The organism is Holophagales bacterium, from assembly GCA_016699405.1.
Lineage (GTDB): Bacteria > Acidobacteriota > Thermoanaerobaculia > Multivoradales > JAGPDF01 > JAAYLR01.
This window is the reverse complement of record CP064972.1, coordinates 3,585,233-3,603,532: the sequence shown is the minus strand read 5'-3', so window position 1 is coordinate 3,603,532 and position 18,300 is coordinate 3,585,233. Positions and strand designations below refer to the sequence as shown.

The 18,300-nt window shown below is 69.9% G+C and carries 14 protein-coding genes; 9 read left to right on the top strand and 5 right to left on the bottom strand.

Going from position 1 to position 18,300, the window contains the following annotated elements; translation table 11 throughout:
• Nucleotides 1–17 precede the first annotated feature (17 nt).
• Nucleotides 18–842, top strand: coding sequence for a zinc metalloprotease (locus tag IPJ17_14930; GenBank protein QQR76191.1), 825 nt, complete (start codon nt 18–20; stop codon nt 840–842).
• 345 nt (nt 843–1,187) lie between these two features.
• Here the strand turns inward: IPJ17_14930 and proC are convergent, their stop codons facing one another.
• The gene (gene proC / locus IPJ17_14925) at nt 1,188–2,006 is read right to left on the bottom strand and encodes a pyrroline-5-carboxylate reductase (protein ID QQR72779.1); all 819 of its coding nucleotides are present in this window, start codon (nt 2,004–2,006) and stop codon (nt 1,188–1,190) included.
• Between the two features lie 89 nt (nt 2,007–2,095).
• Between proC and IPJ17_14920 the strand changes: the two genes are divergently transcribed.
• The 3 genes from IPJ17_14920 to IPJ17_14910 all read left to right on the top strand — a co-directional run bounded on the left by IPJ17_14920 (nt 2,096) and on the right by IPJ17_14910 (nt 3,903).
• Complete coding sequence (locus IPJ17_14920; protein QQR72778.1) at nt 2,096–3,202, top strand: prephenate dehydrogenase/arogenate dehydrogenase family protein; 1,107 nt, start codon at nt 2,096–2,098, stop codon at nt 3,200–3,202.
• 111 nt (nt 3,203–3,313) lie between these two features.
• Entirely contained in the window at nt 3,314–3,514 is a 201-nt protein-coding gene (locus IPJ17_14915) for a type II toxin-antitoxin system VapB family antitoxin (protein QQR72777.1), read from the top strand.
• A complete protein-coding gene (locus tag IPJ17_14910) occupies nt 3,511–3,903 on the top strand; it encodes a PIN domain nuclease (protein ID QQR72776.1) in 393 nt (130 codons plus the stop codon). Before IPJ17_14915 ends, IPJ17_14910 begins: the two co-directional genes overlap by 4 nt.
• A 13-nt stretch (nt 3,904–3,916) precedes the next feature.
• Here the strand turns inward: IPJ17_14910 and IPJ17_14905 are convergent, their stop codons facing one another.
• The 4 genes from IPJ17_14905 to purE all read right to left on the bottom strand — a co-directional run bounded on the left by IPJ17_14905 (nt 3,917) and on the right by purE (nt 11,918).
• Nucleotides 3,917–7,753, bottom strand: a complete 3,837-nt coding sequence (locus IPJ17_14905) for an error-prone DNA polymerase (GenBank protein QQR72775.1) — start codon at nt 7,751–7,753, stop codon at nt 3,917–3,919.
• Between the two features lie 61 nt (nt 7,754–7,814).
• Nucleotides 7,815–10,247, bottom strand: coding sequence for an EAL domain-containing protein (locus IPJ17_14900; GenBank protein QQR72774.1), 2,433 nt, complete (start codon nt 10,245–10,247; stop codon nt 7,815–7,817).
• A gap of 7 nt (nt 10,248–10,254) precedes the next feature.
• Nucleotides 10,255–11,412, bottom strand: coding sequence for a 5-(carboxyamino)imidazole ribonucleotide synthase (locus IPJ17_14895; GenBank protein ID QQR72773.1), 1,158 nt, complete (start codon nt 11,410–11,412; stop codon nt 10,255–10,257).
• Entirely contained in the window at nt 11,409–11,918 is a 510-nt protein-coding gene (purE, locus tag IPJ17_14890; GenBank protein QQR72772.1) for a 5-(carboxyamino)imidazole ribonucleotide mutase, read from the bottom strand. The genes IPJ17_14895 and purE overlap by 4 nt, the downstream gene beginning before the upstream one ends.
• 75 nt (nt 11,919–11,993) lie before the next feature.
• Here purE and IPJ17_14885 point away from each other — a divergent pair, with 75 nt between their 5' ends.
• The 5 genes from IPJ17_14885 (at nt 11,994) to IPJ17_14865 (ending at nt 18,292) form a co-directional block, all read left to right on the top strand.
• Nucleotides 11,994–13,736, top strand: coding sequence for a methylmalonyl-CoA mutase family protein (locus tag IPJ17_14885; GenBank protein ID QQR72771.1), 1,743 nt, complete (start codon nt 11,994–11,996; stop codon nt 13,734–13,736).
• A 5-nt stretch (nt 13,737–13,741) separates the two neighbouring features.
• Nucleotides 13,742–14,239, top strand: coding sequence for a DinB family protein (locus IPJ17_14880; GenBank protein QQR72770.1), 498 nt, complete (start codon nt 13,742–13,744; stop codon nt 14,237–14,239).
• Nucleotides 14,240–14,267: 28 nt separating this feature from the next.
• On the top strand, nt 14,268–14,669 hold the full coding sequence (locus IPJ17_14875) for a cobalamin B12-binding domain-containing protein (protein QQR72769.1): 402 nt from the start codon (nt 14,268–14,270) through the stop codon (nt 14,667–14,669).
• A 52-nt stretch (nt 14,670–14,721) separates the two neighbouring features.
• Entirely contained in the window at nt 14,722–15,609 is an 888-nt protein-coding gene (locus IPJ17_14870) for a response regulator (GenBank protein ID QQR72768.1), read from the top strand.
• 61 nt (nt 15,610–15,670) lie between these two features.
• Nucleotides 15,671–18,292 (top strand): valine--tRNA ligase, encoded by a 2,622-nt coding sequence (locus tag IPJ17_14865; protein ID QQR72767.1) that lies wholly within the window; start codon nt 15,671–15,673, stop codon nt 18,290–18,292.
• The last annotated feature ends 8 nt before the right edge of the window (nt 18,293–18,300 follow it).

The window sequence follows — 18,300 nt, the reverse complement described above, 5'->3', positions numbered from 1 at the left end:
CACTGCTGCTCGCCACCATGGCGGGTGCGCAGGACATCCACTTCCTCGGAACCGAGGGGCAGGTCGAGCGCGGTCAGCGCTGCGCCGTCGTGAACCCGAGCGAGCGGGAAGTGGCCGAGGTGAACGCCGCACTGGCTCAGTTCACGCGGCTGTACGGCAACGACGCCTCCGAGGCCGTCTCGTGGAACATCCCGATCCGCTGGCACGTCGTCCGCTCGGGAACGGCGCGCAGCCAGGGGAACATCCCGGACAGCATGATCACCAGCCAGATCAGCGTTCTCAACGCGGCGTATGCCGGGACCGGATTCCAGTTCTATCTCGCCGGCACCGACCGGACGACGAACAGCACCTGGTACACCAAGTGCTATGGCTCGAGCGAGTCGAAGATGAAGCAGGCTCTCGCCATCGATCCGGCGCACAACCTCAACATCTACTCGTGTGCGCCGTCGGGCGGAATCCTCGGATACGCGGTCTTCCCGAACTCGTACGCCGAGTCGAGCTACTGGCATGGCGTCGTGCTGATGGCCGAGTCGCTGCCGGGCGGCACCGCCTCTCCCTACAACCTCGGTGACACGGCCACCCACGAGATCGGGCACTATCTCGGCCTCTACCACACCTTCCAGGGTGGTTGCGCCTCGCCGGGCGACAGCGTCAGCGACACGCCGGCCGAGGCGAGCGCAGCGTACGGCTGCCCGACCGGTCGCGACACCTGCACGTCGACCGGGGCCGACCCGATCAAGAACTTCATGGACTACACCGACGACTCCTGCATGAATACCTTCTCGGCCGGCCAGAAGGCTCGCATGCAGCAGATGGTCTCGACCTATCGTCCGAGCCTCTGAGGCCACGCACGGTCGCCTCGCGGTGGCCTGGACGATCGACGGGGAGGTCCTTCGGACCTCCCCGTTCTGTTTGGTGCGCCGGCCCCCCCCCCCCCCCCCCCCCCCCCCCCGGGGGGCGCGGGGCCGGGCCCGGCCCCCGGCGCTGGCCGCGGCGGGCCCCGCCCCCCCCCCCCCCCCCCCCCCCCCCCCCGCCCCCCCCCCCCCGGCCCCCCCCCCCCCCCCCCCCCCCCCCCCCCCCCCCCCCCCCCCCCCCCCCCCCCCCCCCCCCCCCCCCCCCCCCCCCCCCCCCCCCCCGCTCCGAGAGAAGGCGTCCGCGAAGGCGGGCCCCTTCGGACCCGCCGCGGATCAGCCGGTACGGCCGAGCTCGCCGGCGCGGACGCTGGCGATTTCGACAGCGCGTGAGAGCACGCTACGGATACGGCCGTCCTCGAGCGCCAGAATGCCGGCGATCGTGCAGCCGGCCGGTGTCGTCACGTCGTCCTTCAGCGCGGCGGGGTGGCGGCCGCTGCGCAGCACCATCGCCGCCGCCCCGTAGACCATCTGAGCCGCCATCTCGATGGCGACCTTGCGCGGCAGGCCGCGCGCCACGCCGCCATCTGCCAGCGCCTCCAGGATGACGTAGACGAAGGCGGGTCCGCTGGCCGAGAGGCCGGTGACCGTGTCCATGTGCTGTTCGGGGAGCTCGAGGACGCGACCGAGCGGCTCGAAGAGCGCCGTGGCGATGCGGATCTGAGCGCGAGTGACCTTCTTCCCGGGGGAGAGCACCGTCGTGCCGCAGCCCACCGAGCAGGGCGTGTTCGGCATCGCCCGGATGACCGCGGCGGTGTCGCCGAGCGCGGCCTCGAGGCTGGCGAGGCCGACGCCGGCGGCGATGGAGACCACCAGCGACCGCTTGCCGACGGCCCCGGCCTCGGCGAGAGCGCGTGCGACCGGCGCCAGCGTCTTGGGCTTGAGCGAGAGGATGACGACATCGGCGCCGCGGGCGGCGGCGACGTTGTCGGTGGTGACGATGATGCCGAGATCGCGCTCGAGAGCCGCTGCCGTCTCGCGGGTGCGTACGGTCGCTCGCAGCGAGGACTTCGGATGCCCCGCACTCAGGAGTCCTTTCAGGATCACCTGCCCCATGGTGCCCGCGCCGAGCACCGCGATCGTCGCCTTCTTCATCGACAGACCTCGCTTCCTTTCGACCGCCAGCCGAGCAAGTCTAGCGCTCCGCCCGGTGCTAGGCTCGCGAGCCGCGAGAGGTGAAGGCGATGGCGATCCCCGACAGCGAAGCTTCCGATCCGCGGCTCGAGGCGCTGAGGCACCGCATCCGCAGACTGGACGCTGCGCTGCTGGCGCTGGTGGCGGAGCGGATGGAGCTGGCGCGCGAGGTCGGCGAGGCGAAGCGTGCGGCAGCGATTCCGCTGCGCGACTTCGAAGTCGAGAAACGGGTGCTGGCCCGCGCCGGCGAGCAGGCGCGCGAGCTGGGCCTCGGCCCGGAGCTGGCTCAAGGCTTGATGCAGCAGCTGATCCTCGAAGCGTGTCGCGTGCAGGAGGAGGCCCACTTCAGCGGCTACTCGGGCAACGCCGAGTCGGTCCTGCTGGTGGGCGGTGGCGGACGGATGGGCGGCTGGCTGGCGCGCTTCTTCGCCAATCAGGGACACGCGGTGCGCAGCTTCGACGTGCGTTCCGGAGGGAGCAGCGAGCTGCCATCGGCAAGGAGCCTCGAGGAGGGCCTGGAGGGGAGCACCCTCGCCGTCGTCGCGGTTCCCCTGGACGGCACGGCGGCAGCGATCGAAGCCGTTGCCGTCTCCGGCTGGCGGGGCACTCTCTTCGACGTGGCAAGCCTCAAGGGTCATCTCCGGCCGGCGCTGGATCGCGCACGCGAGGCTGGGCTCGCGGTGACCAGCGTTCACCCGATGTTCGGGCCGAGCGCCCGCGTCCTCTCCGACAAGGTGATCTGTCTCTGCGACTGTGGCGACCCGGCGGCGACCGACCGTGCCGCCGGCCTCTTCCGCGAGACGGCGGCGCGGCTCGTCTACCTCTCGCTCGAGGATCACGATCGCATCGCCTCGCGCGTTCTCGGTCTCTCGCACTTCGTCAACCTCCTCTTCGCCCGCGCGCTCGCCGAGAGCGGGCTCTCGCGCGCCGAGCTCGACGCCGTCGGCTCGACCACCTTCCACGCCCAGCTCGCCACCACGGCGAGCGTGCTGCACGAGGATCCGGATCTCTACTTTGCGATCCAGCGCCTCAATCCGTTCACTCCCGAGGTCTACCAGGGCCTCGAACGAGCGCTGCGCGAGTGGGTCGAGTGGGTCGGCGCCGCCGACCGCCCGGCCTTCGTCGCGGCGATGGAGAAGGCGCGCGGCTGGCTCTAGGGCCGCGGCAGGATGGATGGGCCTTCGCCCTGGGCCGCGTCATCGAACCGGTCTGGTTCGGGGGCGATTGAGGCACTTGTGCGCGTGGAGGGCATTTCTTATGCTCGCGGCATGAGAACCACCCTCGATCTCCCGGACGACCTGCTGGAGGAGGCGCGGCGTGCCGCGCATCTGTCGACGAAGCGGGAGGCGGTGATCGCCGGGCTCGAGGAGCTGATCCGGCGGTCGCGGCGTGAAGAGCTGCGCCGGCTGGCCGGACGGCTCGATCTGGCGGTTGACGTCGCCGAGTCGCGCGAGCGGTCACCGGAGTGAGCCTCATTCTCGTCGATACCTCGGCGTGGATCGCCTTCTTCCGGGGCGATCCGGTGGCGGTCGAGCGGCTCGACTCGCGGCTCGCAGGGGGCGACGTCGGAATCTGCGGCCCGGTGCTCGCCGAGGTGCTTTCCGGGGCGCCGACCTACGCGGAGGGGAAGCGGCTCGAGCGGTTGCTCGGGGCGCTCGACTGGCTCGCGCTTCCCCTCGACGTCTGGCGTCGGGCGGCCGAGGCGCGGTTCGCGCTGGCGCGACGCGGGACGCAGGCGGCGCTCATCGACCTGCTCATCGCCCTCGCGGCGATGGAGGGTGACGCGACCCTGCTCACTCGCGATCGCGACTTCGAGCGGATCGGTGAGGTGGTGCCGTTGCGGCTCGAGCTCTTCTGAGCTGCCTCGAGCTTCAGCGGAAGTCGTGGCTCGGCACGGCGACGAGCTCGGCGAGCGGCCAGAAGCGCTCCGCCTTGATCGAGATCGAGCCGTCTCGTTGCTCGAGGAGCCCTTCGACGACCAGGCCGTTGGATCCGACGATCGTCTTGCGATGCTCGCGCAGCAGGGCGCGATGGACGATCGCCTGCGACATGCCCGTCTCGTCCTCGAGGGTCATGAAGAGAATGCCCTTGGCAGTGCCGGGGCGCTGGCGGACGATGACCGAGCCGGCGGTCCGGATCCGCGCGCCGTGGGGCACCGCCACGAGCTCGGCGGCGGAGAGCACGCCCTGGGCGGTGAGCGCGGTGCGGAAGTAGGCGAGCGGGTGTTTCCCGGCGGTGACTCCGGTGGCAGCGAAGTCGGCGACGGTGCTCTCCCAGGCGGACATCTCCGGCAGTGGGTATGCGTTGCTCGGCTCGACGGCGTCGCGGGCGGGGTCGTTCTCGGGACCCGCTCTCTCGAACAGTTCGCCCGCCGGGCGAACGGCGAGCGCCGCCTGCCAGAGGGCGCCGCGCCGCGTGAGGCCGAGCGAGGCGAGCGCTCCGGCCTGGGCGAGGCGCTCGAGCTCGTCGAGGCGCAGGCCGCAGCGGCGCTGGAGGTCGTCGACGTCGTCGAAGCGGCGGAGCTTGCGTTCGTGCTCGATCCGTTCGGCCATTTCGCGCCGGAGGCCGGCAACGTAGCGTAGGCCGAGGCGGCAGGCACCTGCTGCCGCCTGTGGCAACAGCGTTGAGGCACCCCCTCCGCCGCGAACCACCGGTTGAGGCGCGGCGGGTCCTGTCGCCGACCGGGATCCCGCCGTCGTGCTCGGCGGGGTCGGTCCCGGACGCGGTCCACGGTCCCCGGCGCCGCCTCCGCGCGGCCGTCGGGAGCCCTCCGGCTCGGCGCCACCCGCCGCGGGAGCCGGTCCCGTGCGCGGCTCCCCCCTCCCTGCGTTTCTTTCGGTGCTTCGATCGCCGAACCCAGCCTCGGGTGGGGGGCCGGACGGGGAGTGGGTGGCCGGGCCGAGGGCTCCCGCGCCCGCGCGGAGCCCGGACCCAGCCGGTGGCCGCGAGCCGGGGCTCGTGTCCCGGGCGAGCACGGACGTGGGAAGCGGACTGGACAGGACCCGCTCCCCGGCCGGCGGGGGAGTGCAGGCGCGTGTCTTCCTTCCGTTCGAACCCGTCCCATGGCGAGGACCGCCCGGAATAGCGTGATCCGCGCTCGGCGACCGACCAGGCGTACAGCCCTCCCACGAGCACCGGACGCGGGAGTGGTTCACGTCGATCGGCAGCACCGCGACCCCGTGCCGCATCGCGTCCTGAACCAGCGTCGCCGGGTGGTAGAAGCCCATCGGCCAGGCGTTCAGCAGGGCGATCAGGAACGCCGTCGGGTGGTAGCGCTTGAGGTAGGCGCTGGCGTAGGCGATCAGTGCGAAGCTCGCGGCGTGCGACTCCGGGAAGCCGTAGAGGGCGAACGAGGTGATCGACTGGACGATCTGGTTCTGCGTCTCGCCGGTGATGCCGCGCGCCGTCATGCCGGCGCGGAGCTTCGCCTCGATGCCGCGCATCCGCTCCTCCGAGCGCTTGAATCCCATGGCGCGCCGCAGCTCCTCGGCCTCGCCGCCGGAGAAGCCTGCGGCCACCATGGCGATGCGCAGCAACTGCTCCTGGAAGAGCGGCACGCCGAGCGTGCGCTCGAGGATCGGGGCGAGGCTCGGATGCAGGTGGACCACCGGCTGCCGCTTCAGCCGCCGCTCGAAGAACGGCCGGACCATGCCGCCGACGATCGGTCCCGGCCGGATGATCGCCACCTGGATCACCAGGTCGTAGAACTTCTCCGGCGCGTTGCGCGGCAGCGAGGCCATCTGGGCCCGGCTCTCGACCTGGAAGACCCCCACCGTGTCGGCGGCGCGCAGCATGGCGAAGACCCCGGGGTCGTCCTGGGGAAGGTGGGCGAGGTCGACGTTGACCCGCTCGTGAACGCGGATCAGCGGGATCGCCTCCTCGAGCGCGTTGAGCATCCCGAGCCCGAGCAGATCGACCTTGATGATCCCGAGGTCGGCGCAGTCGTCCTTGTCCCACTGCACGACGAGCCGCCCCGGCATCGCCGCCGGTTCGAGCGGCACCACCTCGTCGAGGCGGCCGGCGGCGATGACCATGCCGCCCGAGTGCTGGCCGAGGTGGCGGGGGAGGTTGTGGATGCGCTTCCACAACGTGGCGAAATGGCGGACGCGCGGCTCGGTCGGGTCGAGACCCGCAGCCGCGAGCTCGCGGTCGAGGTCCTTGGCGTCGCCGCGCGACGTGTCGTGCCGGAACGTGCCGAGTTGCTTGGCGAGCCGGTCGATCTGTTCGCTGGAGAAGCCGAGGACCTTGGCCACCTCCCGCGTCGCGGAACGGTCGCGATAGGTGATCACGTTGGCGGTCATCGCCGTTCCCTGCGGTCCATAGCGGCGGTAGACGTACTGGATGACGCGCTCGCGCTTCTCGCCGGAGGGCAGGTCGAGGTCGATGTCCGGCCACTCCCCACGCTCCTCGGAGAGGAAGCGCTCGAAGAGCAGGTCCATCTTCACCGGATCGACGGCGGTGATGCCGAGGGCGTAGCAGACCGCGCTGTTGGCCGCCGAACCGCGTCCCTGGGCGAGGATCCGCTCGCGCTGACAGAACTGCACGAGGTCCCAGACGATGAGGAAGTAGCCCGCCAGGTCGAGCTTTTCGATCAGCGCCAGCTCCTTGGCGATCTGCGCCTGGGCGCGCGCCGAGAGCGGGCGGAATCGGGATCGTGCGGCGTTCCAGGTCACCTGGCGCAGGTAGGAGGCGGGTGTCTCGCCGGGAGGGAGCGGGTAGTCGGGGAAGCGATAGCCGAGGTCGGCGAGGGTGAAATCGAGCCGTTCGGCGAGCTCGGCGCTCGCCGCCAGTGCGGCCGGCAGATCGGCGAAGAGAGATGCCATCTCGCCCGCGGCCTTGAGGTGACGCTCGCCGTTCTCCTCCAGGCGGCGTCCTGCCTGGTCGAGGGTCGTCCGATGACGCAGTGCCGTCAGCACATCGTGGAGAGGATTGGCGTCAGGTGTCGCGTAGCGCACGCCGTTGGTGGCGACGATGGGCAGCCGCAGCCGTCGTGCCAGTTCGAGGAGGGCTTGGTTGCGATGCTCCTCGTCGCGTCTTCCGTGGCGCTGCAGCTCGACGCGGACCCGCCCTTCGAACGTCCAGGCCAGCTGTTCGAGCGCACGGCGAGCTCCGTCGATTCCCTCGGCGGCGAGCGCCCTTGCCACCGGTCCCTCGGTGCCGCCGGTGAGGGCCCAGAGCCCGCCGGCGTGTGCGGCGAGCAGCTCCGGACCGACGACGCCCTCTCCTTTCGTCGCTCCCCGCGCCGCTGTGCTGAGCATGCGGCAGAGATTGCGATACCCGGCGCGGTCAGCGACCAGCAAAGGAAGGCGGGGATGGGTCAGCGAGCGTCGCGGATCCTCTCGCCCGGCTGGCGGAGTCCTTTCGGCGGGAAGCTCGAGCACGACTTCGGCTCCCACCAACGCCTTGATCCCCGCCCGCTTGGCGGCCTGATGGAATCGGGGCGCACCGTAGACGCCGTTCCGGTCGAGCAGGGCCACGGCCGGCAGCCCGAGGGCCGCGGCACGCTCCACCAGATCTTCCGGCAGGGAGGCACCGTCGAGGAATGAGAAGGCGGAGGCGGCGTGAAGCTCGGCGTAGCGGTGCGGGCTCCCGCCGGCGCGAGGCCGGAAGTGACGTTCGCGCAATTTCTCCTTGCGCGCTCCCGGCGAGAGGTAGGGAGTGCCCTGACCGAGAATCCTGGGAGGTTCACCGGGAAACTGGGGCGCCATGCGCCCAGGATAGCGCAAGAAAGGCGTAAAAAAAGGCCGAAAGGAAGACGCCCTGTTTCCGTCAGGCCTTCGGCTCGCCTTTCGCCGAGGCTCGCCGCCGCCGCCGAGCCTCTCGCCGGGGGCCCGCGCGCAGAAACCCCCAGGCCTCGGCCGGCGGGAGCGGTCGGGCGAACAGGAACCCCTGGGCGAGCCCGCAACCGAGCTCCTGAATCCGCTCCTTCTGCGCCACCGTCTCGACGCCTTCGGCGACGACCTCGAGCCCGAGGCCGAAGGCGAGTTGGATGATCGAGCGAACGAGCTCCGTCGCTCGACCTCCGCCCTGGTCGAGGCTCGCGACGAAGGAGCGATCGATCTTGAGCTCGTCGATCGGGTACTGGTGCAGGTAGGCGAGCGACGAATACCCGGTGCCGAAGTCGTCGATCGCGATGGCAAGTCCCATCGACCGGAACGATTCGATCACCCGCCGGACCCGGTCCGGATCCTCCAAGAGGGCGCTCTCCAGGATCTCGAGCTTGAGGCGCCGCGGCTCGACGCCGGACTTGGCGACTTCGTTCGCCAGTTGGTCGACGACCTCGGGTCGGCCGAGGAGCCGCGGCGAGAGGTTGACGGCGAGAAAGAAATCATCGGCAGGGTCGAGCTGGGACCAGGCCGCGAGCTGCCGGCAGGACTCGGTGAAGCCCCAGGCGCTGATCGGTGCGATCAGCCCCGTCTCCTCGGCTGCTCGGAGGAATTCGCCGGGAGCGAGCACCCCGCGCTCTGGGTGATGCCATCGCAACAGGCCCTCGAAGCCGACGACCCGTTCCGTCCGCAAGGCCACCACCGGCTGGTAGAGGAGCCGGAACTCACCGCGCTCCAATGCCCGGCGAAGATCGCTTTCGAGCCGCAATTGCGCCAGGGCACCGGCCCGCATCTCCTGATCGAAGACGCGATGACGCCCCGGTTCCAACGCCTTGGCCCGATACATCGCCGCGTCGGCGTCGCGCAGGAGGTCGCTGGGTTCCTCCTGGCCGGTATCGCTGAGAGCCACGCCGACGCTGACCGAGGTGAAGATCTCGCTCTCGCCGAGTTGGAAGGGTCGTGCCAGCTCGACGTGGATCTGTTCGACGACGGCGAGCGCTTCGGACGGTGAGCTGAGATTCTCGAGCAGGAGGGTGAACTCGTCGCCGCCGAGGCGGGCGATCGTGTCGTCGGGCCGGATGCAGCTCTCGAGTCGTCGCGCCAGCGAGACGAGCATCAGGTCGCCGGCAACGTGTCCGAGGCTGTCGTTGATCACCTTGAAGCGATCGAGGTCGAGGAAGAGAACGGCGAGCTGGCCGGACTCGCGCCGCCTGAGTCGGCCCAGTGCACTGGCAAGGCGATCGAGAAAGAGGGCGCGATTCGGCATCCCGGTGAGGGGATCGTGGACCTTGCGGTCGGTGATGTCGGACAGAGACCCGGCCAGACGCGAGGGTGCGGTCCCCGTGGGATTCACCGCCAGTCCGCGGGCGAGGATCCAGCGATAGGAGCCGTCGTGGTGCTGCATCCGGTGCTCGTCCTCGAAGTGAGGCGACTCGCCCCCGAGGTGAGCGGAGAGCTTGCGCTCGAGCTGCGGCCGGTCGTCGGGATGGACCCGATCGAGCCACTCGCTCGGTCGATCGCTGACGTCGTCGTCGGCCAGCCCGAGCATCGCCTTCCAACGGGCGGAGTAGAAGATCGTGCCGCTTTCGAGGTTCCAGTCCCAGATGCCGTCGTTGGCCCCGCGCACGGCAACGGCGTAGCGCTCCTCGCTGGTGCGCAGTGCCTCCTCCGCGCGCCGCCGTTCGCGAATGTCCTGGCAGATCATCACCAGGCCGATGGCGTCGCCTTTGCGGTCGGTCAGCAGGTCCCAGACGACCTCCACCGGGATCTCGGAGCCGTCCTTGCGGCGGTGCATCCCCTCGTGGCGCATCGTCTTGAGCTGACGCAGCTCGCGGAATTCCAACCGCGCTGCGGGATCCTCCGGAGCGAAGTGGGCGAGCGGATTGCCGACGAGCTCCTCCGGGCGGTAGCCGTGCATCTCGGCGAGGGCCGGATTCAAATAGAGCAGGCGTTGGTCGCGGTCGGTCAGCGCGACGCCGAGGCTCATCGTCACCAGCGCCTTCTCGAACTGCCGCATCCGCTCCCGTGCCGCTTCGAGCTCGCTGAGGTCCCTCACCAGGATGATCGAGAGGGTGCGACCCCCGCTTTCGAGCGAGATCCAGCGCGCCTCGACGGGAAAGCGCGACCCGTCTCGCCGGTAGGCTTCCAGCCGCCGTCCGCGCGCCGGGTCGTCTCCCTGCTGCGGGCTCCGCGACTCGACGGAGAAGAGCAATCCGATCTTCTTCTCGATCAGCTCGCGTTGACGGTAACCCCAGAGCTCGACGACGCGCGTGTTGGCGAAGAGGATGGTGCCGACGCCGTCGGCGACGAGAACTCCTTCGTCCGTCCCGTCGAGCAGCGTCTCGAGGAAGGTCGCACCGGGGATGGGGGAGCTCACGAGAGTCTCACCCTTCGAGCAATGCCGTCCGCGCGGCGACGGCCGCGAGTCCGGCGGTCTCCGCGTCCGCGGCGAGGACCGTGAGGTGCCCCATCTTCCTCCCCGGGCGAGGATCCCTCTTGCCGTAGAGATGGAGGTGCACCCCGGGCCGACCGAGCAGGCGAGGCCACCGAGGTTCGCGTGGCGTGGTGAGAGCCGGGTCGGGCCACCAGAGATCGCCGAGGAGATTCGCCATCGCTGCCGGTGCGCGCTGCGTCGCATCGCCGAGGGGCAGCCCGCACACGGCGCGGAGCTGCTGCTCGAACTGGCTCGCTTCGCAGGCCTCGATCGTGTAGTGCCCGGAGTTGTGCGGTCGCGGCGCGAGCTCGTTGACGAGCAGATCGCCTTGCCGTGTGAGAAAGAGCTCGACGCAGAGGACGCCGACGACGTCCAAGGCCTCGAGGACGGCTCGAGCCAGCTCCTGGGCCCGAGCCGAAAGCGACGGAGGGAGCCCGGCTGGCGCGAGCGTCAGGTCGAGGATGTGGTGCTGGTGCCGATTCTCCACCGGGCCGTAGGTGACGAGATCTCCCGCGGTCGAACGGGCGGCGACGACCGAGAGCTCGGCGGTGAAGTCGACGAAGCGCTCGAAGATCAGCTCGCCGCCGAGGTCGGCGAGTGCGGCCTTCGCCTCACCCCGCGTCGTGACACGCCGTTGCCCCTTCCCGTCGTAGCCGAAGCCGCTCGTCTTGAGCACCGCGGGAAGGCCCACGGCGTCGATCGCCGCACGAAGCTCCTCGGGGGTGCGTACGCTGCGGAAGTCGGCCGTCGGCAGCCCTCGTGCGGCGAGCCAGCGCTTCTCGCGCAGGCGATGCTGGCAGACCTCCAGGACCTCGGCGGAAGGGTGAACCGGGCAGCAGGCCGCGGCGGCGAGCGCCGCTGCCGCCGGGACGTTCTCGAACTCGAAGGTGACGGCGGCGACGTCAGCGGCGAAGCGCCGCACCGCGTCGAGGTCGTCGTAGGCGGCGACCACCTCGCGGTCGGCGACCTGTCCCGCGGGAGACCGACCTTCGGGGCAGAGCACGTGAGGCGAGTAGCCCATCGTTCGGGCTGCCAGAGCGAGCATCCTCCCGAGCTGGCCTCCGCCGAGGATGCCGATCGAGCTCCCGGGAAGGATCGGCCGTGTCACGTCGCTGCCGGCGGCGGCAGGGTCACTGCCAGGACGTCGGCGGTCTGTTGCCGCCTGAAGGCATGGAGGCGCTCACGCAACTCGGGGCGATGGCTGGCGAGGATGGCGACGGCGAGCAGCGCGGCGTTGATGGCGCCCGCGCGTCCGATCGCCAAGGTCCCCACCGGAATTCCCGCCGGCATCTGGACGATCGAGAGCAGGCTGTCCATCCCGTTGAGCGCGGCGCCCTGCACCGGCACGCCGAGGACCGGGACGACCGTCTGTGCCGCCAGCATGCCCGGGAGGTGGGCAGCTCCGCCTGCTCCGGCGATGACCACTTCCAGCCCGCGCCCTTCGGCGGAGGCGCCGTATTCGCTGAGCCAGGCCGGGGTGCGATGGGCGCTGACGACGCGGCATTCGTGGGCCACGCCGAAGCGCTCGAGCATCTCGGCGGCATGGCGCATCGTGTCCCAGTCGGACTGGCTTCCCATCACCAGGCCCACCAGAGGCTCGGGCACTTGGCACATGGCGCAAGAATAGTCCTTCTGTATACTTCCGCCAAACTACGCGGCGGGTGAGAATCCGCCAGGAGCAGCGACGACATGGCGATCTCCGAGAAGCCTGCGGTGCCGGCCCCACCCCTCGGGCAGGCGCCCGGCTCGGCTCTCGTTCCCGACGAGGCGCGGCAGCAGCTCACCGTCGCCCGGCAACGCTGGGAAGCGGCCAAGGCGGCCGCGGAGGCTGGGCGAGATCCGTGGAAGAGCGACTTCACCACGGTCTCGGGGATGGAGGTCCCGCACCTGGTCACCCCCGAGCAGGTTGCGGACATCGATCCGCTTCGAGACGTCGGCCTGCCCGGCGAGTTCCCCTACACCCGCGGGATCCATCCCACCGGCTATCGCGGCCGGCTCTGGACGATGCGGCAGTTCGCCGGCTTCGGCAGCGCGGCGGACACCAACCGGCGCTTCAAGTACCTGCTGGCGAACGGGCAAACCGGGCTGTCGGTGGCGTTCCATCTTCCCACCCTCTACGGCTACGACTCCGACCACCACATGGCCCTCGGCGAAGTGGGCAAGTGCGGTGTCGCCATCGACACGCTGGCCGACATGGAGGCCCTCTTCGACGGCATCCCGCTCGGCGAGGTCTCGACCTCGATGACGATCAACTCCACCGCGCCGATCTTGCTCGCCATGTATCTCGCGGTGGCGGAGAAGCAGGGCGTGGACATCGCTCGTCAGGTGTCGGGGACGCTGCAGAACGACATCCTCAAGGAATACATCGCGCAGAAGGAGTACATCTTCCCGCCGCGGCCGTCGATGCGGCTGATCACCGATCAGTTCGCCTTCGCTGCGGCGCAGGTGCCGCGGTGGAACACCATCTCGATCTCCGGCTACCACATTCGCGAAGCCGGCTCGACCGCCCTTCAGGAGCTGGCCTTCACCCTGCGTGACGGCGTCGAGTACGTCGAATACGGTGTGCGGGCCGGGCTCGCCGTCGACGACTTCGCGCCCCGGCTGTCGTTCTTCTTCAACAGCCACAACGACTTTTTCGAAGAGATCGCCAAGTTCCGTGCGGCGCGTCTGCTCTGGGCGACGCTCATGCGGGACCGTTTCGGGGCGACCAACCCCCGCTCCTGGATGCTGCGTTTCCACACCCAGACGGCGGGCTGTTCGCTCACGGCGCAGCAGCCGATCAACAACGTGGTGCGCACGACGTTGCAGGCGCTCGCCGCCGTTCTCGGCGGAACCCAGTCGCTGCACACGAACGCGCTCGACGAGACGCTCGCCCTGCCGACGGAAGAAAACGCCCGGACCGCCTTGCGAACGCAGCAGATCATCGCCCACGAATCCGGCGTGATCAACGCGGTCGACCCGCTCGGCGGCTCGTATTTCGTCGAGGAGATGACCCGCCGGATGGTCGACGGGGCGCGTGACTACTTCCGCCGGATCGACGAGCTGGGCGGAATGGTGGAGGCGATCGAAGCCGGGTTCCCGCAACGGGAGATCGTCGAGGCGGCGTACGCCTATCAGCGCTCGATCGAGAAGGCGGAGAAGCTGGTCGTCGGGGTCAACGCCTTCCAGGTCGCCGACGAGGTGCCGATGGAGACGCTCTACATCGGCGACGAAGTGGCCGACCAGCAGATCGCCCTGCTGCATGCGGTCCGCGACCGGCGCGACGCCGGGTCGGTATCGCGCACGCTCGACGCGCTCAAGCGTGGAGCAGCAGGGAACGACAACACGATGCCGCTGATCCTCGACTGCGTGCGCGCCTACTGCTCCGTGGGCGAGATCAGCGACGCCCTGCGGGACGTATTCGGGACCTACGAGGAACCGGCGGTATTCTGAGCGCCATGAGCGACCTCCTGCGCAGCGTTCGCGAGCTCCTGGCCTACACGATCTGGGCCGATCGAACCCTCCTCGAAGCGTTGCGTGGGGTCTCCGTCGAGGACCTGACGCGCGAATCGGGAACCAGCTTCGGGTCGCTGGCCGGCACGATGGCCCACATCCTCGCCGCCGAGCAGCGTTGGCTGGCCCGGTTCCTCGGCGGGCCGGAGCCGGAGACGCTGCCCGCCGAGGCCTTCGCCGATCGCCTCCAGCTGGCCCTGGCCTTCGAGGAGATCTGGTCGCAGCTCGAGTTTTTCATCGCCTCGCTCACGGCCGAACAGCTGGCCGCCGAACTGACCTGGACGGACAGCGCCGGCCGGTCGCAGACGCGGACACTGCGCAAGGCGGTCTTCCATCTGGTCAATCACTCGACCTACCATCGGGGGCAGGCGGTCTCGCTGCTGCGGCAGCTCGGCTACGTTCCGCCGGCGACCGATCTCATCCACTTCACGTCGGCGGGTTGAGCCGGCGCCTCTGCTAGACTGTAGGTTCATGAGCGACAAGCACTTGAGGATTCTGATCGCCAAGCCGGGCCTCGACGGACACGATCGGGGCGCCAAGGTCGTGGCGCGTGCCTTGCGGGACGCCGGATTCGAGGTCATCTACACCGGATTGCGCCAGACACCCGAGCAGATCGCTGCCGCGGCGGTGCAAGAGGACGTCGATGCCGTCGGGCTTTCCATCCTTTCGGGTGCGCACAACCGGTTGCTGCCGGAGGTGACGCGGCTGCTGCGAGCCCAGGGAGCGATGGATCTCCTGGTTTTTGCCGGTGGCATCATCCCGGAACGCGACATCCCCGGCCTGAAGGAGGCCGGGATCGACGAGATCTTCCTCCCCGGCGCTTCGACCGAGGCCATCGTCGGCTATCTGCGCCGACGGCTGGTCGCGGCCTGACGCGGCGGGGAGCGGGGCGGCGCGGGCCGAGGGTCCGCGGAAGGGAACCTGCATGCGCAAGACAATTCTGCTCGCGGACGACAGCGTCACGATCCAGAAGGTCGTGGAGCTCACCTTCCTCGACGAGGATTTCGAGGTCGTCGCGGTGAGCAACGGCACTCAGGCTCTGGCACGTCTCGAGGAGATGACGCCGGACCTGGTGATCGCCGACGTTCACATGCCGGGAGCGAGCGGTCTCGAGGTCTGTCGGCAGTCCAAGCGGCAGCGGCCGCGGATTCCGGTCCTCCTGCTCGTCGGCACGTTCGAGCCGTTCGACGCCGCCGAGGCGACCGCCGCCGGGTCGGACGACTACCTGAAGAAGCCCTTCGACTCGCAGGAGCTCCTGCGTCGAGCCAAGGACCTCATCGCGCGCGGTGGAGCCGGAGCGACGCCGTCGGTGGCGCCAGCGGTCGCAGCGCAACCGGCTGCGCCGTTGCTCTCGGCGGAGCCGGAGTCCGTGCTGACCTCCTGGGACGACAGTCCGTTCGCCCTCGAAGGGGACGGATCGACCCGGTTCGAGCCCCCCGCGGAGCTCGATCTGGCGTCCGAATTCGTCCTCGAGCCCGAGGTGCCCGAGCCGGCCCCCTTGGAGCCTTCGCTGGTACTGCCGGCCAGCGCTCCGATGGCTTTGCCCGTCGAGGCTCCGGTCGTCGAGGCTCTTCCGGCACCCGTCTTTGCCGCGCCGCCGGCCGAGATCCCGGCGGTGGCTCCGGTGCGGGAGGTGCTCGCCCCGGCAGGCGAGCTCCGTCTGGCCGACAGCGACATCGAGCGAATCGCCCGCCGCGTCGTCGAGCTCCTCGGCCCGCAGGTCCTGCGCGACGTCGCCTGGGAGGTCGTCCCCGACCTCGCCGAAGTGGCGATCCGTGCCCGGATCCGCGAGCTCGAAGCCGAGCTCGAGTAGCGTCCCGGCGTCCCGTTTCATGGCGCACCCGACCGGTGCGCGTCAGCGGAGTCTGCCCCTGATGGACAAACGATTCGAACCGGCGAGCTACGAGGCGCGTTGGCAGCGCTTCTGGAGCGAACGCGGCTACTTCAAGTGCGAAGCGCCCTCGGCGGCGGCTTCGTACTGCATCATGATCCCGCCGCCGAACGTGACCGGCAAGCTCCACATGGGGCACGCCCTGCAGTCGACGCTGCAGGACCTGCTCACGCGCTGGAAGCGCATGCAGGGCTTCAATGCGCTCTGGCTCCCGGGCACCGACCACGCCGGCATCGCCACCCAGCTCATGGTCGAGCGTTCGCTCGCTGCCGAAGGAGTGAGTCGCCAGGCCCTCGGACGTGAGCTCTTCCTCGAGCGGATGTGGGAGTGGAAGAAGAACTACCACGGCAACATCCGCCGCCAGCTGGACTCTCTCGGCGCCTCCTGCGACTGGAGCCGCGAGCGATTCACCCTCGACGAGGGACTCTCCAAGGCGGTCCGCGAGGCCTTCGTGCGCCTGCACCGCGAAGGGCTGATCACCCGCGGCGAGTACATCGTCAACTGGTCTCCGGCGCTCGACACCGCGATCTCCGACCTCGAGGTCGAGATGAAGTCGGTGAAGGACAAGATCTGGCAGGTGGCGTATCCCGTCGAAGGCAGCGACGAGCGGATCGTGGTCGCGACGACGCGCCCGGAGACGATGCTCGGCGACACGGCGGTCGCCTACCACCCGGAGGACGAGCGGTACCGCCACCTGGCGGGCAGGCACGCGATTCTGCCGTTGGTCGGTCGCCGGATTCCGTTCGTCGCCGATCCGGCGATCGAACGCGAGTTCGGGACGGGCCTGGTCAAGGTCACACCGTTCCACGATCCGGCCGACTTCGAGCTCGGGAGGCGCCACGGCCTTCCCGGTATCCAAGTGATCGACCGACGCGGGCGGATGACCGACGCGGCCGGCGCCGATCTCGTCGGCCTGACGGCCGAGGAGGCGCGCGAGAAGGTCCTGGCTCGCCTGCGGGAGGAAGGACTGCTCCTGCGCGAAGAGGACTTCGTGCATAACGTCGGGCACTGCCAGCGCAGCGGAGTGCGCATCCAGCCGCTCGTCTCGACGCAGTGGTTCTGCGACGTCTCCGGCATGGCGGAGAAGGCGCTCGGAGCGGTGCGCGACGGTCGACTCGCGCTCGTTCCGTCGAGCTGGGAGAAGACCTGGGAGCACTGGCTGTCGAACATCCGGCCCTGGTGCATCTCTCGCCAGCTCTGGTGGGGGCACCAGATCCCGGCCTGGTACGACGACTCGGGGCGCTGTTTCGTCGCGCATTCGATCGAAGAGGCCGTCGAGCTCGCCGGCACGGATCGGCTGCGCCAGGACGAGGACGTTCTCGACACCTGGTTCTCCTCGGCCCTCTGGCCGTTCTCGACCCTCGGCTGGCCCGACGAGACGGCCGACCTCCGGACCTTCTATCCGACCGACGTGCTGGTGACCGGATTCGACATCCTGTTCTTCTGGGTCGCGCGCATGGCGATGACCGCGTTGCACTTCACCGGCGAGGTTCCGTTCCGGGCGGTGCATCTGACCGGTCTCGTGCGCGACGCCGAAGGCGTCAAGATGTCGAAGACCAAAGGCAATGTCCTCGATCCCGAGGACCTGATCGGCGAGTACGGGGCCGACGCCGTGCGCTTCACGCTGGCGTTGCTCGACGCGCCGGGGCGCGACATCCCGCTCGATCCGGAACGGATGGCGGGCTATCGGGCCTTCGGCAACAAGATCTGGAATGCCACTCGCTTCGTGCTCGGCAAGGCGGGCGACGCCCGGGTGTCCGACGACTTCGACCCGGCGCAGCTCGCGTTCCCGGAGCGCTGGATCCTCTCGCGCCTGGCCGCCACCGCCGAGGAGGTCGACCAGAAGCTCACCGCTTTCCGCTTCGACGAGGCCTGCAACGCGCTCTACCACTTCTTCTGGGGCGACCTCTGTGATTGGTCGATCGAACTGGCCAAGCCGGCGCTTGCCGGCGAAGCGCCGCGGCCCCGCGCCGGCGACGTTCTGGTGAGCGTGCTCGAACAGGCGCTGCGGCTGCTCCATCCGGTGATGCCGTTCCTCACCGAGGAGCTCTGGCAACGCCTGCCGGGTCGCGAGCAGGTCCATCCGGAGACGATCTGTCTCGCACCCTACCCGAAGGCGAACGCCGCGTGGCGGGACCTTGTCGTCGAAGAGCAGATGCAGCTTCTCGTCGACCTGGTGACCAGGATCCGTGCGCTCCGTCTCGAGCTCGGGCTGGCACCTCGCGACGCCGCGCGCCTGCACCTCGAGTCGGAGGACGCGGCAAGCGTCGCCTTCCTGGAAGAGCAGGCGCCCCTCCTCGCCGCTCTCTGTCGGCTCGAGCTCTGCGGTCGCGGTGCGGCGCCCGAGGGAGCTCTCCGCGACCGCATCGGCGGGGTGGCCTTCGCGCTGAGCGCGGAGCGGCCGGCGCCGAGCGCCTCGGAGAGCCAGCGGCTCGCCCAGGAGCTGGAGAAGGTCGAAGCCGAGCTCGGCCGGGCGCTGGCACGGCTCGCCGACCCCGGCTTCGTCGGCAAGGCGCCGGCGCAGGTGGTCGAAGGGAGCCGGCGACGCGTCGTCGAGCTCGAGGAGCGGCGCGACCGCCTGCGTGCCGCGGTGGACGGGCGCTGATCCGGGGA

What these genes read in the sequence shown, in the direction of transcription:
- IPJ17_14930 (QQR76191.1), top strand. Translation starts at nt 18, where the DNA reads ATGGCGGGTGCGCAGGACATCCACTTCCTCGGAACCGAGGGGCAGGTC.
- proC (QQR72779.1), bottom strand. Translation starts at nt 2,006, where the DNA reads ATGAAGAAGGCGACGATCGCGGTGCTCGGCGCGGGCACCATGGGGCAG.
- IPJ17_14920 (QQR72778.1), top strand. Translation starts at nt 2,096, where the DNA reads ATGGCGATCCCCGACAGCGAAGCTTCCGATCCGCGGCTCGAGGCGCTG.
- IPJ17_14915 (QQR72777.1), top strand. Translation starts at nt 3,314, where the DNA reads ATGAGAACCACCCTCGATCTCCCGGACGACCTGCTGGAGGAGGCGCGG.
- IPJ17_14905 (QQR72775.1), bottom strand. Translation starts at nt 7,753, where the DNA reads ATGGCGCCCCAGTTTCCCGGTGAACCTCCCAGGATTCTCGGTCAGGGC.
- purE (QQR72772.1), bottom strand. Translation starts at nt 11,918, where the DNA reads ATGTGCCAAGTGCCCGAGCCTCTGGTGGGCCTGGTGATGGGAAGCCAG.
- IPJ17_14885 (QQR72771.1), top strand. Translation starts at nt 11,994, where the DNA reads ATGGCGATCTCCGAGAAGCCTGCGGTGCCGGCCCCACCCCTCGGGCAG.
- IPJ17_14880 (QQR72770.1), top strand. Translation starts at nt 13,742, where the DNA reads ATGAGCGACCTCCTGCGCAGCGTTCGCGAGCTCCTGGCCTACACGATC.
- IPJ17_14875 (QQR72769.1), top strand. Translation starts at nt 14,268, where the DNA reads ATGAGCGACAAGCACTTGAGGATTCTGATCGCCAAGCCGGGCCTCGAC.
- IPJ17_14870 (QQR72768.1), top strand. Translation starts at nt 14,722, where the DNA reads ATGCGCAAGACAATTCTGCTCGCGGACGACAGCGTCACGATCCAGAAG.
- IPJ17_14865 (QQR72767.1), top strand. Translation starts at nt 15,671, where the DNA reads ATGGACAAACGATTCGAACCGGCGAGCTACGAGGCGCGTTGGCAGCGC.